This is a genomic window from Micromonospora sp. NPDC048887, from assembly GCF_040649715.1.
Classification (GTDB): Bacteria; Actinomycetota; Actinomycetes; order Mycobacteriales; family Micromonosporaceae; genus Micromonospora.
Genome location: NZ_JBEZGA010000020.1, coordinates 43,784 through 58,193 on the forward strand (window position 1 = coordinate 43,784; position 14,410 = coordinate 58,193).

At 73.4% G+C, this 14,410-nt stretch carries 14 protein-coding genes; 7 read left to right on the top strand and 7 right to left on the bottom strand.

The window, feature by feature from the left end:
• Positions 1-83: 83 nt before the first annotated feature.
• Positions 84-2,093: a helix-turn-helix transcriptional regulator gene (locus AB0C17_RS25190; RefSeq protein ID WP_357480716.1), complete on the top strand. Its 2,010-nt coding sequence runs from the start codon at positions 84-86 to the stop codon at positions 2,091-2,093.
• A gap of 56 nt (positions 2,094-2,149) precedes the next feature.
• Here AB0C17_RS25190 and AB0C17_RS25195 read toward each other — a convergent pair whose 3' ends face one another.
• Positions 2,150-3,274, bottom strand: a complete 1,125-nt coding sequence (locus tag AB0C17_RS25195; protein ID WP_357474628.1) for a cupin domain-containing protein — start codon at positions 3,272-3,274, stop codon at positions 2,150-2,152.
• 10 nt (positions 3,275-3,284) lie between these two features.
• Positions 3,285-3,677, bottom strand: a complete 393-nt coding sequence (locus tag AB0C17_RS25200) for a hypothetical protein (RefSeq protein ID WP_357480718.1) — start codon at positions 3,675-3,677, stop codon at positions 3,285-3,287.
• A gap of 108 nt (positions 3,678-3,785) precedes the next feature.
• Here AB0C17_RS25200 and AB0C17_RS25205 point away from each other — a divergent pair, with 108 nt between their 5' ends.
• Positions 3,786-4,487: a DUF1275 family protein gene (locus AB0C17_RS25205; RefSeq protein WP_357474622.1), complete on the top strand. Its 702-nt coding sequence runs from the start codon at positions 3,786-3,788 to the stop codon at positions 4,485-4,487.
• A gap of 12 nt (positions 4,488-4,499) precedes the next feature.
• Here the strand turns inward: AB0C17_RS25205 and ligD are convergent, their stop codons facing one another.
• Positions 4,500-5,459, bottom strand: coding sequence for a non-homologous end-joining DNA ligase (gene ligD, locus AB0C17_RS25210; protein ID WP_357474619.1), 960 nt, complete (start codon positions 5,457-5,459; stop codon positions 4,500-4,502).
• 89 nt (positions 5,460-5,548) lie between these two features.
• Here ligD and AB0C17_RS25215 point away from each other — a divergent pair, with 89 nt between their 5' ends.
• Positions 5,549-5,944 (top strand): helix-turn-helix domain-containing protein, encoded by a 396-nt coding sequence (locus AB0C17_RS25215; protein WP_357480720.1) that lies wholly within the window; start codon positions 5,549-5,551, stop codon positions 5,942-5,944.
• A 1-nt stretch (position 5,945) separates the two neighbouring features.
• On the opposite strand, the gene AB0C17_RS25220 is transcribed toward AB0C17_RS25215, so the two are convergent.
• Entirely contained in the window at positions 5,946-7,124 is a 1,179-nt protein-coding gene (locus tag AB0C17_RS25220) for an NAD(P)/FAD-dependent oxidoreductase (protein ID WP_357480722.1), read from the bottom strand.
• A gap of 56 nt (positions 7,125-7,180) precedes the next feature.
• Here AB0C17_RS25220 and AB0C17_RS25225 point away from each other — a divergent pair, with 56 nt between their 5' ends.
• The 3 genes from AB0C17_RS25225 to AB0C17_RS25235 all read left to right on the top strand — a co-directional run bounded on the left by AB0C17_RS25225 (position 7,181) and on the right by AB0C17_RS25235 (position 10,617).
• Positions 7,181-7,771 carry a PadR family transcriptional regulator gene (locus tag AB0C17_RS25225; protein ID WP_357480724.1) on the top strand — a complete coding sequence of 197 codons (591 nt, stop codon included), beginning with the start codon at positions 7,181-7,183 and terminating at the stop codon, positions 7,769-7,771.
• A gap of 91 nt (positions 7,772-7,862) precedes the next feature.
• The gene (locus AB0C17_RS25230; protein WP_357383844.1) at positions 7,863-8,408 is read left to right on the top strand and encodes a helix-turn-helix domain-containing protein; all 546 of its coding nucleotides are present in this window, start codon (positions 7,863-7,865) and stop codon (positions 8,406-8,408) included.
• A 28-nt stretch (positions 8,409-8,436) separates the two neighbouring features.
• Positions 8,437-10,617 carry an MMPL family transporter gene (locus AB0C17_RS25235; protein ID WP_357383842.1) on the top strand — a complete coding sequence of 727 codons (2,181 nt, stop codon included), beginning with the start codon at positions 8,437-8,439 and terminating at the stop codon, positions 10,615-10,617.
• Positions 10,618-10,652: 35 nt separating this feature from the next.
• Here AB0C17_RS25235 and AB0C17_RS25240 read toward each other — a convergent pair whose 3' ends face one another.
• A complete protein-coding gene (locus AB0C17_RS25240; protein ID WP_357383840.1) occupies positions 10,653-11,909 on the bottom strand; it encodes an erythromycin esterase family protein in 1,257 nt (418 codons plus the stop codon).
• A gap of 89 nt (positions 11,910-11,998) precedes the next feature.
• Here AB0C17_RS25240 and AB0C17_RS25245 point away from each other — a divergent pair, with 89 nt between their 5' ends.
• Positions 11,999-12,196: a DUF2795 domain-containing protein gene (locus AB0C17_RS25245; protein WP_357383838.1), complete on the top strand. Its 198-nt coding sequence runs from the start codon at positions 11,999-12,001 to the stop codon at positions 12,194-12,196.
• 4 nt (positions 12,197-12,200) lie between these two features.
• Here the strand turns inward: AB0C17_RS25245 and erm are convergent, their stop codons facing one another.
• Positions 12,201-13,019: an ErmE/ErmH/ErmO/ErmR family 23S rRNA (adenine(2058)-N(6))-methyltransferase gene (erm, locus tag AB0C17_RS25250; RefSeq protein ID WP_357480727.1), complete on the bottom strand. Its 819-nt coding sequence runs from the start codon at positions 13,017-13,019 to the stop codon at positions 12,201-12,203.
• 425 nt (positions 13,020-13,444) lie between these two features.
• Positions 13,445-14,341, bottom strand: a complete 897-nt coding sequence (locus AB0C17_RS25255) for a Gfo/Idh/MocA family oxidoreductase (protein ID WP_357383834.1) — start codon at positions 14,339-14,341, stop codon at positions 13,445-13,447.
• Between the last annotated feature and the right edge of the window lie 69 nt (positions 14,342-14,410).

Here is a 14,410-nt window from a genome sequence, read left to right on the forward strand (position 1 = left end):
CCCTCACCTTTGTCCCCCGATTCGGGGATGAGCAGGTCACGCGCTGGCTAACCTCGCGGTGAACGGGTCGAACCTCAGCGAAGGTGAGCCAGTTGCCCGAGACGCCGCTGACCAACCGCCCCAAGATGCACACAGCCGTTCCCTCGTCGTTGTCCACCGCGCAGCGGTGGGTGCTGCGCGGTGTCGCCGTCGCCGACGCCCCGTGCGGCCTGTGGTTCCTCGAAGCGGTGGCCACCGGCACCGGCACCACGCCGGACGAGCCGATCGACGCGACGGTGGAGGAGCTGATCGCGCGCGGGTTCCTCGCCGACACCGCCGCCGGGCTGCGGCTGGCCTCGATCGCGTTGCGCGACGGCATCCTGCGGGACACCCCGCCCTCGGTGCGTCAGGCGCTGCGCGAGGTGGCCGCCGGGGTGCTCGCCAACGCCGGGCGTCCGGCCCAGGCCGCCCGGCAGCTCCTGCGGGCCACGCCGGTGGTGAGCCGGTCCGCACGGACGCTCGCCACGCGGCTGGCGGCCGACCCGGCGGTCGGCCCGAGCCTCGCCGCGGATCTGCTGCTGGCCGCCCCCGCGCCCGGATCGGCCGACGCGCGCCTGGCCTGGCTGGTCGACGTCGCCGACAACCTCTACCTGGCGGGCCGGGTGGACGAGACGCTGAGCATGCTGCACCGGGAGGTCGCCGCCGACCGGTACGGGCCGCGCCAGCGGGCGATGCTGCTCGGGCGGCTCGGCGCCTACTACGCGACCCAGCGTCCCTCGCTGTCCCTGACGTACCTCGGCCGGGCGCTGAACCAGGAGCTCGACGCCGCCGGGCGGAGCTGGACGCTCACCATGCTGGCGTCGCTGGCGGCCCGGTTCGGGCATCCCGACGCCGCCGAGCTGGTGGCGGCGGCGCAGCGGGCCCACGAGCGCAGCCCCTCCCCCGGCGGCGGTATCCGGCTGGCCCTGGCGAACGCGGCCCGGGCGACCGCTGTCGGCGACCTGCCCGGCGCCGCGCGGATCCTCCAGGAGGTGGACGCGGGCGAGCCCGCCGCCCGCACCCAGGCGATCTTCCTGCGCGTCGACCGGGTGGCGAACCAGATCGCGCTCGGCCGGTACGTCGACGCGGTGACCGCGCTCGACGGCGTCGCCGCTGAGATCGGCACGCTCGGTGCGGTGGCGCAGCCGCTGGTCACCGCGCTGGACTGCGTGCTGCGGCTCGCCACCGGAGAGCTGGCCGAGGCCGAGGCCCGGGCCCGCCTCGCGTTGACCGAACGCGGCGGCGCCCTGCCGGCACAGGCCCGGGTGGACCTGCTCGCCACAGTGGTGGAGGTGCTGTTGCGCCGGGGTGAGGTGGCAGCGGCCCGGGAACTTCTGGCCGGGGAACGCCCCGCTGTGGGCTGGCCCGACGACGTGCAGTGGTTCCGGCTCGGCTGCGCCGCCGCCGGTGACCCGGAACCGGGCCGGCACACCGCGCTCCTGGGCGTCGCCTTCGCCCTGCCGGACCGTTCGATGGCGCCCCTGCTGCTGGTGCCGCACCACGGCCCGCGACTGGTCCGCGCGGCGCTGGCGCTCGGTGACCGGCAGCGCGCCGAGAACCTCGCCGACCAGCTGAAGCGGGCCGCCGGGATGGCGAACAACGCGCTCTGGCGCGGCGTGGCGCACCAGGTCGACGGGCTGCTCACAGGCGATCCGGCGGCACTGCGCGCGGCGGTACGGCTGCTGCGTACCACCTCCGCGCGGCCGGCCCTGGCCGACGCACTGCACGACCTGGCGCGCTCGCCCGGGCTGCCGCCCGCGGAGACGTTCGACCTGCTCGCCGAGGCCGCCGCGATGTACACGCGGATGGGCGCGGCGAGCGACGGGGCCCGGACGCCGGAGGCCGGCAGCCCGGTGGGTGACGACGCCGGCCGCCCGGCCGTGGCCGCGCTGACCCCCGCCGAGGTACGGGTGGCCGAACTGCTCGCGGTCGGCATGACGAAGCAGGAGGCGGCCCGGGACCTGTTCGTCTCGTTCCACACCGTCGACACCCACCTGCGCTCGATCTACGCCAAGCTCGGTGTCCGCAACCGGGTGGAGCTGGCGCTGGTCTGGGAGGCCCGGGACGTCGGCTGACCGGACACGGCGCGGACGCCACGCGAGGGGCGTGGCGTCCGCGTACCGGTCCGGCCTCAGTGCCGCTGCACCGGGCTCTTCGTCTTCGGCAGTGCCTCGACCAGTTCGCGCGGCACGTTGATCGTGTCCGCCACCACCTCGGGCGGGACGTTCGCCAGCCACTGCGCGAGCGACACGTCCTCGAACTTCGCGGTCCGGAACAGCTCCAGGTAGACGAACGGCTTGTCGCCGATGTTCTCGATGTAGTGGCCCATCGAGATCGGCACGTATCCGACGTCGCCGGTCTCCATGTTGAAGGTGCGCGCGGTGCCGTGGTTGGCGAAGACACCCATCCGCCCCTTGCCCGAGATCACGTACTGCATCTCGGCGCCGTTCGGGTGCCAGTGCAGTTCCCGCAGCGCGCCCGGTTCGATCTCCACCATGGCGACGGTCGTGGTGATCGCCGCGGCGAAGTTGCTCGAGTCGGCGATCCGTACGCTCCCGCCCTCGAACTTCTCCGGTGTCTGGGCGAGCAGGCTGTGCTTGAACGTGCGGGGCACGTCGCCGGTGGGGCTGAACACCCGGTCCTCGGCCAGCGGCGGCGGCGCCTGCCCGGGGAAGATGTACCGCTCGGACTCGTCCGGGAAATTGGCCATCTGCTGCATGGTCCAGCCGAAGTTCTTGGCGATGACCTCCCTCGGCACGTGCGAGAAGAAGTCGGTCACCTGGAACGTCGCGTCCTCGGAGTAGCAGCCGTCGTCGAAGACGAGCAGGAACTCCACACCCTCCTCGTGCGCCTGGATGTGGTGCGGGATGCCGGCCGGGAAGTACCAGAGGTCGCCGGCCTTGACGTCTTCGAGGAAGTTGCGGCCCTCCTGGTCCACGGCGGCGATCCGGCAGCTGCCGGTGAGGACGAAGGCCCATTCCGACTGGATGTGCCAGTGCAGTTCCCGGTACGCGCCGGGGTTGAGCTTCATGTTCACGATCGCCAGGTCGTGGGCGATCGGCAGGAGACGGTTGGTGATCTCCCGGGTCCAGCCGCCGCTCTCCTGGCGGGTGTGCGCCAGCGAGAACGGGAACACCATGTTGGGCAGGAGTCCGTGGTCCGTCGACGGCGGGTGCACCAGGTCGGGGTGGGACTGGTCGATCGCCGGATTCCGCGGGACCGTGCCGACCATCTGGTGGTCCTTGGGCGATCCCATACCGGCACGGTCAGTGGATCTGGGCATGACGAGTTTCCTTCCGGGTGTGGGCCGCCGCGTCGGCGGCCCGGGACGGGACGAACAACGCCCGCAGGTGCTCCGGGCTCTGCAGGGCCACCGCGAGCGGAAGCGCGACACAGAGGAACAGAGACGCCACGACGCTCCAGACCGGAGCGTCGACGGCGACTCCGGCGACGGCCAGAGCCGCGATCGAGTAGAGCGTGACGCGCAGTCTGGTGATCGGGAGCACGAACATGTGCCCGGCCTCCTTCGGTGATTCGCGTCGCCGGAACGCAATGGCGATGTTGCCGAACCCGGGCCAATCGGGTAACCACGCGATCGCGCTATTCCACGGAATCGGACGAACGGCCGCACAAAACGCGCGCCGCGTATTTTCTGCCATCGGATCCCGGACCGGTTTCACAAGCCGGATACGAGGGTAGGAAGCCGGATGTCCAATTCTGCGAACAGTTCTGCGAGGGCTGCCCGGAGCGCGGAGGACCGCTGGCGGGTGGGGGAATACGACTTCCACGTACCATTTCTCGCACTTGCGCTCGCCACCGGCCTCGCCGGTGTGGTCGACGCGTTCTCGTTCCTCAAGTACAAGGTGTTCGTAGGTATTCAGACGGGCAACGTGGCATTCGTCGGAATGGGTGCCGCCGGTCACCTCAAGGCGTGGCCGTCCGCGCTGGCGTCACTTGTCGCGTTCGGCCTCGGCGGGCTGCTCGGCGCGGGGATCCGCCGTGTGCGCCCGGCCGGCCCGCTCACCCCGCCGGGCATGGAACTGCTCGCCATGCTGGCGCTGCTCGTGCTCTGGGGGCTGGTGGACCGGTCCCTCGACTCGGGCCGCGACTCGCTTACCGAGCGCACGATCCTGACCGCGCTGCTGGCGTTCCCGGTCGGCATCCTCGGCGGGCTCGTGGTCCGCACGTTCGGCGTGCAGACCGCCACCTCGTACCAGACCGGCACCGTGCTGCGCACCACGAAGGGCATCGCCGACTGGGTGTTCGAGCCGGAGGGCCGCAGCGCTACCGGGCGGCTCGCCGCGACCGGCCTGCTCTGCCTGGTCAGCTACGCGATCGGCGGCTTCGTCGGCGCGGCCACCGAGACCCGCCCGATCTGGACGATGATCGTCACCTGGGCGCTGGCCGTGGTGCTCATCGCGTTCACCTGGGGCAAGCGGCCCCCCGCGACGGCGACCGGACGTCGCTGACGCGGGCGGGCCTCACCCGGCCTCGCGGCGGGCCTTCGCGCGGCGCTTGCCCTCGTGCATGGCCTGCACCCGGGCCACCGGAATGGTCCGACCGTGCTCGACGAGTTCCGCCGGCAGCCGCTGCGGCGCGGGCAGCGCCTCCGCCCAGGGATCCCGGTCACCGAGCAGCGCGGGCACGGTCCGCACGGTGAAGTCGGCCGGGCTCGCGCTCTCCAGGTCGGTCCAGCCCACCGGGTACGAGACGGGGGCGCCGGGCCGGATCCGAGGGCTGTAGGCGGCCACCACCGTCGCCCCGTACGCCCGGGTCGAGTCGACGAAGACGCGGCCGCCGCGGTCGGCGACGATGAACGCGGTGGTCGCGGCCGCCGGGTCGAGCCGTTCGGTACGGGCGGCGAGCGCCCGGGTCGCGGCGGCGGCCTCCTCCGCGGTGGTCGCCGGGTTCACCGGCACGATCACGTGCAGCCCCTTGGCGCCGCTCGTCTTCACCGCGCCCGCCAGCCCGGCGTCGGCGAGCGCCTGGCGCACCAGCAGCGCGACCCGCACCACGGCGCCGAACGCGTTCCCCTCCGGCGGGTCCAGGTCGAGCACCAGGTGGGTCGGGTGTTCGGGCGCCCCGGTGCGGGCCAGCGTCGGGTGGTACTCCACCGCCCGCTGGTTGGCGAACCAGAGCAGCGTCCGCCGGTCGTCGCAGAGGGCGTACGAGATCTTCCGGTGTGACGCCTCCGCCCACACCTCGGTGCGGCGTACCCAGTCGGGCGTGTACTTCGGCAGGTTCTTCTGCATGAACGGCTCCTGGCCGGGCCGCACCCGCAGCACCGACAGCGGCCGGTCCCGCAGTTCCGGCAGGATCCGGTCGCCCACCACGTCGAGGTAGTCGACCAGGTCGCGTTTGGTCGCCCCGGCGCCGTCGAACAGCGGCTGGTCGAGGTTGGTCAGCGACACTCCGGCCCGGGTCTCGTCGGCTGCGCCCATCGGACCACCTTCCCGGGCCGCGCCCGGCTCGGCAACCCCGACACGGTGCCCAGCGCGTCTCGGCGGCCCGCACCTGCGACGATCGAGGGGTGGGTGACGTGGAGGCGGACCGGTGCGTGTCTGCGGAGCAGGCGAGCGCCTGCACCGTGCGGGAGGCGCTGGACCGGGTGGGCGGGAAGTGGGCCATCGGCATCCTCATCGCCGCCTCGGCCGGCCCGGTCCGCTTCACCGAGCTGGAGCGCCGGGTGGAGGGGATCAGCCGCCGGATGCTCACGCTGACGCTGCGCAACCTTGAGCGGGACGGGCTGCTGCACCGGCACGTGCATCCCACGGTGCCGCCGAAGGTGGAGTACACCGCCACCCCGATGGCCCAGGAGCTGTACGAGTCGCTGGTGGCGTTGACGAGCTGGGCGGAGCGGCACCGCGAGGCGATCAGCGCGGCCCGGGCCGAGTACGACCGCACGCACGGCGGCCCACCGGCCTGACTCAGCCCGGCACCCGCTCGGCCCAGTCGATGTGGTGGTCGAACAGCCAGGCCTGGGCGGCGCCGCCGTCGCGCGCCAGGTAGCGGGCGGCCAGTGGCATGCCCAGGTCCCGGACCAACCGGCCGACCGGGCCGGCGACCTTCGTGGTGCTGGTCCGCCGCCCCTGCGCGACCACCCGCTGCACCCGGTCGCGGCGCAGCCGCTCGTAGGCGCGGAACGCCGACGGCACGTCCGGCAGGTCACGCAGGCAGCGGGCGAGCTGGACGGCGTCCTCGAAGGCCATCGCCGCGCCCTGCCCGGAGGAGGGGGCGGCGGTGTGCGCCGCGTCGCCGATCACGATCATGCCGTCGCGGTGCCAGACCGGCACCGAGGGCAGGTCGTACGTCGGCCAGCCGTACTCGATGCGCTCGGTGTGGTCGAGGATCCGCGTCGCCGGGCCCGGGTCGGCGGCGAGCAACGCGCGCAGCCGGGACCGGGCCTCGTCCGGGCTTGTCGCGGCGGGTCGCTCCCGGCTCGGCTCGACCGGCTGTGGCGGGTTGGCGAACCACCAGACCTCGTCCTCCCCGACCACGATCCAGCAGAAGAAGCAGCGCCGGCCGAACATCATCTGCATCACGCCGCGCTCGTCGGGCAGGCGCAGCCCGCGGGCGAATCCGCCGGCGTTCAGCAGCGGCACGTAGCGCGGCGCGGGGGCGGCCGGGTCGATCAGCGCGCGGACCCGGGAGCGCAGCCCGTCGGCGCCGATGAGCAGGTCACCGCGAGCGGTGCGGCCGTCGGCGAACCGGGCAGTCACCCCACCGCCGGTCGTGTCGGCGCCGGTCAGCCGCGCGCCGTGGACGAACTCCACGCCCCGGCGCAGCGCCTCGTCGCGCAGCGCCCGGTAGAGGTCGGAACGGCCGACCGTACGGCTGCCGGGTGCCCCGAACTCGGCGAGCCGGCGCCCCCTGTGGTTGCGCATGAGCATCCGGGGCGTCGGGTGCCCGAGCCCGGCCACCAGGCCGTCGATGTCGATCGCGCGCAGCGCGTCGAGCCCGTTGGCCGACAGCGTCAGGAACGCGCCCACCCCGACCGCGTCCCGCGAGTACGCCTCGTACACCGAGGCGTCGATGCCGGCGCGCCGCAGCGCCATGGCGGCGACCGGGCCCGCGAGTCCGGCACCGACGACGACAGCATTAGTCATGTCATGACTATACATAAAATGACTATGGTGCAACAGGGGGCACCTAGGGTGGGGCCATGACGGTTCGTCGCTCGCCGCTGGCGATGATGGTGCTGGCCCTCCTGGTCGAGGAGCCGATGCACGCGTACCGGATGCAGCAGCTCATCCGGGAGCGCGACAAGCAGGACGTGGTGAACGTCGCGCAGCGCAACAGCATCTACCAGACCATCGAGCGGCTGCGCCGTGACGAGCTGATCCGGGTGGCCGAGACCAGGCGCGAGGAGGGGCGGCCGGAGCGCACCGTGTACGCGCTCACGCCGGTCGGCCGGCGCACCCTCGACGGGTGGCTCGCCGACGCGCTCGCCACCCCCGCTCGGGAGTTCCCGGAGTTTCCCGCCGCCCTGTCGTTCCTGCCGATCCTGCCGCCCGAGGAGGCGGCCCGGCGGCTCGACCAGCGGGCCGGCGCCATCGAGGCGCGGCTGCGCGAGCGCGAGGCGACGCTGGCCGGGGTACGGCTGCCCCGGCTCTTCCTGATCGAGGACGAGTACCAGCTGACAGTGCTCCGCGCCGAGCTGGACTGGGTACGCCGGCTCGTCGCCGACCTGCGCTCCGGCGCCCTCACCTGGTCCGGGGAATGGCTCGCCGACTGGACCGGCACACCGTCCTGACCTGCGCGGACAGGCAGTTGTGGCGAACGCCACGGACCGGATCTGACCGATCGGTCAGACCCTGACCGATCGGTCAGGCATGCTGGAGGACATGGCGCGACCCACCACCGCCACCCACGACGAGCTGCTGGCCGCGGCCGCTCGCCGGTTCGGCGTAACCGGCTACAAGGGCACCTCGCTCCAGGACATCGCCCGTGAGGTGGGCTGCTCCAAGGCGACGGTGCTCTACCACTTCGCCAGCAAGGACGCCCTGCTCTGCGAGCTGATGGCCCCGGCCATCACGATGCTGGAGGAGCTGGACGCCCGGATCGCCGCGCACACCGGCGCCGGGGCCCAACGCGTCGCCGCGGACGGCTTCGTCGACCTGGCGGTCCGCTTCCGCCGGGAGATCGCACTGCTCCGGGGCGAGTTCCCCGACCTGCTCCAGCAGCCCGCGTTCACGCACATCCAGCAGATCTCCGAACGGCTGGTCGCGGCCTTCGCCGGCTTCTCCGACCGGCCGGAGGCCCGCGTCGCCGCGCTCGTCGTGCTCGCCGGCATCGCCGAGACCTGCGGCGAGTTCCTGGACATCCCCGACGAGCAGTTGCGCCCCGCGCTGCTCGCCGTGGCGTACCGCGCGCTCGAAGTCACCACCTGATCCGAAACTGCGAGGACAAGGAAGGTCCATGGCGACCCTGCTGTACCGGCTCGGCCGGGCATCCCTGCGCCGGCGGCGACTCGTCGCCGTCGTCTGGCTCGTCGTACTCGTCGGGCTCGGCCTGGCCGCGGCCACGCTGCGCGGCCCGACGGCGAGCAACTTCACCATGCCGGGCACCGAGTCGCAGAAGGCGATCGACCTGCTCGCCGACCGCTTCCCGGCGGCCAGTGGCGCCACCGGCACCATCGCGATCAAGGCGCCACAGGACGGCGCGCTCACCTCACCCGCCGGACAGGCGGTGGTCCAGCAGGTCACGCAGGAGGCGGCCACGCTCCCCGGCGTGGTCGGCGCGGTCGACCCGTACCAGGCGCAGGCGCTCACCCCGGACGGCCGGTACGCGCTAATCCAGGTGCAGTTCGCCGGTGGGGCGGACGAGGTCACCGACGAGCAGCGCGACGCGTACGAGAAGGTCGGCGCGCAGGCCGAGGCGCAGGGCTGGCAGATCGCGCCCGGCGGCGAGGTGCTCAACGGTGAGCCGGAGGTCGGCTCGACCGAGGCGATCGGCGTGCTGGTCGCGGCGATCGTTCTGGTCATCACGTTCGGCTCGCTCGTGGCGGCCGGGATGACCATGCTGAACGCGCTGATCGGCGTGGGCGTCGGCATGGCCGGCCTGTTCGCGCTCAGCGGCGCGGTCGAGCTGACAAGCACCGCGCCGATCCTGGCGCTGATGCTCGGCCTCGCGGTCGGTATCGACTACTCGCTGTTCATCACCTCCCGGCACCGGCAGAACCTGCTCGACGGGCTCTCCCCGGAGGAGGCGGTCGGCCGCGCGGTCGGCACCGCCGGCTCGGCTGTGGTCTTCGCCGGCGCGACGGTGGTGGTGGCGCTCGCCGGCCTGGCCGTGGTGGGCATCCCGTTCCTCACCGTGATGGGCCTGGCCGCCGCCGGCACCGTCACCGTGGCCGTGCTCGTGGCGATCACGCTGGCCCCGGCGCTGCTCGGCTTCGCCGGCCACAAGGTGCTGCCGCGCAAGCTGCGCGACCGCAAGGCGGTCGAGGACCCGACCACCGGCTCGGAGGACCGCTCCGGCTTCGGCTTCCGCTGGGCCCGCTGGGTGACCAGGTTCCGCATCCCGGTGATCCTCGTCGGCCTCCTCGGCCTCGGCCTGCTGGCGATCCCGGCGCAGGACATGCGCCTGGCGCTGCCGGACGCCTCCGCCGCCGCCGAGGGCACCCCGGCCCGGGTCAGCAGCGACCTGATCCGCGAGGGCTTCGGTCCCGGCTTCACCGGCCGGCTCGCCGTCGTGGTGACGGCTGACTCGCCGCAGGCCACCCAGGGCGCCATCCCGCAGGTGACCGCGCTGATCCAGAAGACCGACGGGGTGCTGGCCGTGGCCCCGCCGCAGGTCGACCCGTCGGGGCGTACCGCGCTGATCGGGGTGATCCCGAAGTCCGGGCCGACCGACGAGGCCACCGAGACGGTGGTGCACGACATCCGCAAGCAGGTCTCCGGCATCCAGAACGTCGACGTGCTGCTCACCGGCGTCACGGCGGTCGGCATCGACGTGTCGGAGAAGCTCTCCGACGCGCTGCCGGTCTACCTGCTGCTGGTGGTGGGCCTGTCGATCCTGCTGCTGATGCTGGTGTTCCGGTCGATCCTGGTGCCGGTCAAGGCGGCGCTGGGCTTCCTGCTCACCGTGGCGGCCACGTTCGGCATCACCGTCGCGGTGTTCCAGCAGGGCCACCTGGCCGACCTGGTCGGCCTGGACACCCCGGCGCCGCTGGTCAGCTTCCTGCCGATCCTGCTCATCGGCATCCTGTTCGGCCTGGCCATGGACTACGAGGTCTTCCTGGTCTCCCGGATGCGCGAGGACTTCGTGCACGGCGACACCGCCCAGCAGGCCACCATCAACGGCATGGGGCACGGCGCCCGGGTGGTCACCGCCGCCGCGCTCATCATGATCTCGGTGTTCGGCGGCTTCGTCTTCCTGGAGGACCCGATCATCAAGTCGATGGGCTTCGCGCTCGCGATCGGTGTCGCCATCGACGCGTTCGTGGTCCGGATGACGATCGTGCCGGCGGTGATGTCGCTGCTGAACAACGCCGCGTGGTGGCTGCCGCGCTGGCTGAACAAGATCCTGCCCAACGTGGACGTCGAGGGTGAGGGCCTGCGCGCCCACCTCGCCGAGAAGCAGCACGCGCAGGTGTGAGCCGTACCGGGTGGGGTCCGACGGGCCCCACCCGGTCACACCCCCGCCGGGTACGTCTCCATCTCGCCCGGTGTGACCCGCGTCGGCAGCGGGTGCAGCGCCGTCGTCTCGTCGCACCAGACGAACGCGTCGTAGCGCTCACCGAGCCGGGTCGGCACGTAGTTGCCCCACGACTCGAAGCTCGGGTCGTACACCACCCCGATCGCCCGGTGGTCGGCCTCGCCGGTCACCCATTCCGGCTGGTCGTCGCCGCCGAAGACGAGCACCGCGCGGTCCGGCATCAGCTCGTGCAGCCGGTGCTCCACCGAACCCGCCCGGGCCGGCGGCACCACCATGGTCTCGGCCGGTGATCCCCAGCGCGGCGCGGCCACCACGCTGCCGCGCCAGCTGCCGAAGCCGATCAGCGCCACCGCGTCCCGGCCGTGCCGTTCCCGGCCGAGCTGCCCGATGTTGACCATGCCGTCCGCCGCCATGTCGGTGGCCCGGGCGTCGCCGACGTGCGTGTTGTGCGCCCACACGATGCCCCGCGAGCCCGGCCCGTACCGGTCCAGCAGCCGGTCGAGCGTGTCGGCCATGTGGACGTCGCGGACGTTCCACGACTCGGGGCCGCCGCCGACCATGGCCCGGTAGTACCGCTCCGCGCCGGCCACCACCTCCGCGTTCTGCCAGGCCGAGAAGCGGTCCGGGCCGTCCGCGGCGGCCTGTTCCCGGGTACGCGCCAGCAGCCGCACCACCTCCTCCTCGCACCGGGCGGAGACGAACCGGCTCGCCATCGCGTACTCCTCGGCCCGCGTGCCGTACGGCTCGAAGCAGCGGTACGCCTCCTGGGCCGCCTCCAGCGAGGCCGGGTCCTCCTCACCGAGGTAGTCGAAGATGGCCTGCATCGACTCCCAGAGGGAATACACGTCCAAGCCGTGGAAGCCGGCCCGCTCCCCCTCCGGGCGTTCCAGGTTCCACGCGCGCAGCCAGCGGCAGAAGCGGGCCACCTCGGCGTTCGCCCACATCCAGGTGGGCCAGCGCTCGAACCGTTCCAGCGCCACGAGCGGATCGGCCAGGCCGCCCGGCGCACCGACCACCGACCGGTGCACCCGGTCGCAGTCCGGCCAGTCCCCCTCCACCGCCACGAAGTCGAAGCCCTGCTCGGCGATGAGCCGCCGGGTCACCTGCTCCCGCAGCCGGTAGTAGTCGTAGCTGCCGTGCGTCGCCTCGCCGATCATCACCACCCGGGCGTCCCGTACGCGGTCCAGCAAGGGGTCGAAGTCGCTCGGCGCGCCGAGCCGCTGTACCAGCATGTCCGCGGCTACCCGGGCCCCGCCACGACAAACCGCGGCCCGGACCCGGCGGCGGGCATGCCGCCGGGCCCAGCGGGTAGTCGGGCGGCATGACCGTCACCGGTGCGCAGTTGCGGGAGTTCCTGGCCGGCCTGGACTATCCGGTCTCCCGGGAGGACCTGGTCCGCTGGGGTCAGGAGAACGGCGCCGACACCGAGGCGCTCCAGGCGCTGCGGTCCCTGCCGGCCGAGGAGTTCCACTCCCCCGCCGAACTGGGTGAGGCGCTGGTCGTGCTGGCCGACGCCTGAGCTTCTATGCCGGAGGCGTGGGGTGAGGGCCCGTCCGCGCGTGCAGCAGCCGGAACAGCACCAGCCACTGTTCCGGCCAGACCAGGCCCACCGGGGTCTCCGGCGCGATCCGCGCGGCCCGCAACGCGCCGTCGACATGCCGCCGGGGACGGGCCGCGCGCAGCGAGGCCGCGAGCGAGCCGCCGACTCCGCCGAAGCCCAGCTCCACCATCCGCCGGTACGCGGGCAGCGCCGCCGGCGCCACGAGTGGCGTGCTCCGGCGCTCCAGCCGCAGGATGCCCCCGTCGGCGCCCGGCACCGGCCGGAACGCGGCCCGGGGCACCCGCCCGGCCAGCCGCCAGTGGTACTCGGGCCAGGTCAGCACCGTGAGCCGGCTCCACCGGCCGTGGTCGCCGCTGCGTTTGCGGGCGTAGTCGAGCTGGGTGAGCAACGTCGCGGTACGCAGTCCGGGCGCGGCCAGGCACCATCTCACCACTGCCGCGGTGAGCGACCAGGGGATGTTGCCGGCCACCGAGAACGGCCCGGCGGGCGGGGTCACGGCCAGGAAGTCGGCCGGGCGCACCTCGACGTTCGGCAGCGGGGCACAGGCGGCCGTCAGCTCCGGCAGCACTGCCGGGTCGACCTCGTACGCGATCAGCCGCCCGCACCGCGCGGCGAGTGGCCGGGTCAGCCGGCCGCGCCCGGCGCCGACCTCCAGCAGCAGGTCGTCCGGGCCGGGCCGGACCGAGCGGACCATCAGCGCGACGGCGGCCGGGTCGGCGAGGAAGTTCTGGGACAGTACGCGACGGGACCGGTCGCGTGCGGTGGTTCGGCGGGGCGCCACGGGTTCGTCCTGTCTGTCGCCGGACGGCGACGGGTACGGACCGCTGCGCGGGTGTCACCCCCGCCGTCGAGGCGGCGCGGGGCGGATCGGGCGGGCGGTCCGAGCGGATCGGGACTCGGACGACCCTGGAGAGTGGCCGGGACGCGGCGCATGCCTGAGACGGCCACCTCGACGAGGTGGCATGGTGGACGGACCAGCCGCCACCTCGGCGAGGTGGCGCGACCGGCGCCCTCGGCGGGCGGGTCGGAACCGGCGGTCGGGGTCAGACGTGGGCGGCGTACCGGCCGGCCAGGGCCGGGCGCCGGAACCGCGGACGGGCGACCAGGAGGAGCCCACACGCGGCCGGCGCGGCGGCCACGCGGATCAGGGCATGCGTGAACATGCCGCCACGCTAGCGACCGGGTCCGTCCCCGGCGACCGGTTTTCTACAGGTCGACTGTGCGGCCCTGCGACCGGGCGGTCTGCGCGGCGTCCAGCACCGCCACCACCTCACGGCCGAACCGCACGTCGCAGCGGTGGTCGCGGGTGCCGGCGTCGACCTCCTCCAGCAGCTGGTCGAGCGCGGCCCCGAACGCCTGGAGCGCGCTGCCGTCGCCGGGCGGGACGGTTTCGGTGCCGTTCTCGCCGAAGAAGACGAAGTCCCGGGTGACCGCCTCCGGCGGCGCGTCCAGGGTCAGCGAGAGCGAGCTGGTCGCGCCGCCGTCGTGGGTGAGCAGCAGGTGCACCAGGCCGCTCGGGCCGTCCATCGCGGCGACCCGGGTGACCCGGCCGAGCACCGGCAGGATCAGCGACAACGCGTGCGGGCCGATGTCCCAGAGCGCGCCGCGCTCCCGCCGCCAGGTCGAGTCGCCGTACGGGTTCCCGGGCTGGAAGATCGACGCGAACATGGTCGCGCGGGCGTGCTGCCAGCCGCCCGCGGCAGCGGTCGAGGCCAGGAACCCGGTGACGTTCGGGTGGAAGCGCTGGGTGAAGAAGACCACCGAGGCCACCCCGGACGCCTGTGCCGCGTCGACCACCCGGTCGGCGTCGGCGAGGTCGAGCGCCAGCGGCTTGTCCAGCAGCAGGTGCCGCCCGGCGGTGGCGGCCCGCACGGCGATGTCGGCCTGCACGTCCGGCGGGAGCGCCACGGCGATCGCGTCGCAGGCGTCGATGAGCGCGTCGACGTCGGTGAAGGCGGGTACGCCGTGCCGGGTGGCCAGCTCCTCCGCCTTCGCCGGGTTCCGCCCCCAGACACCGGCGAGCCGGGCCCGCGGGTGCGCCTCGATGGCCGCGGCATGCGTCTCCGCCGCCCAGTAACCCGTGCCGAACAACCCGAACCGCACCCCGACCCCCTGCCGCCGACGTCCGCCACCGGCGTACGCCGGGACCGTGATCCACGCTAGTCCCCGGAC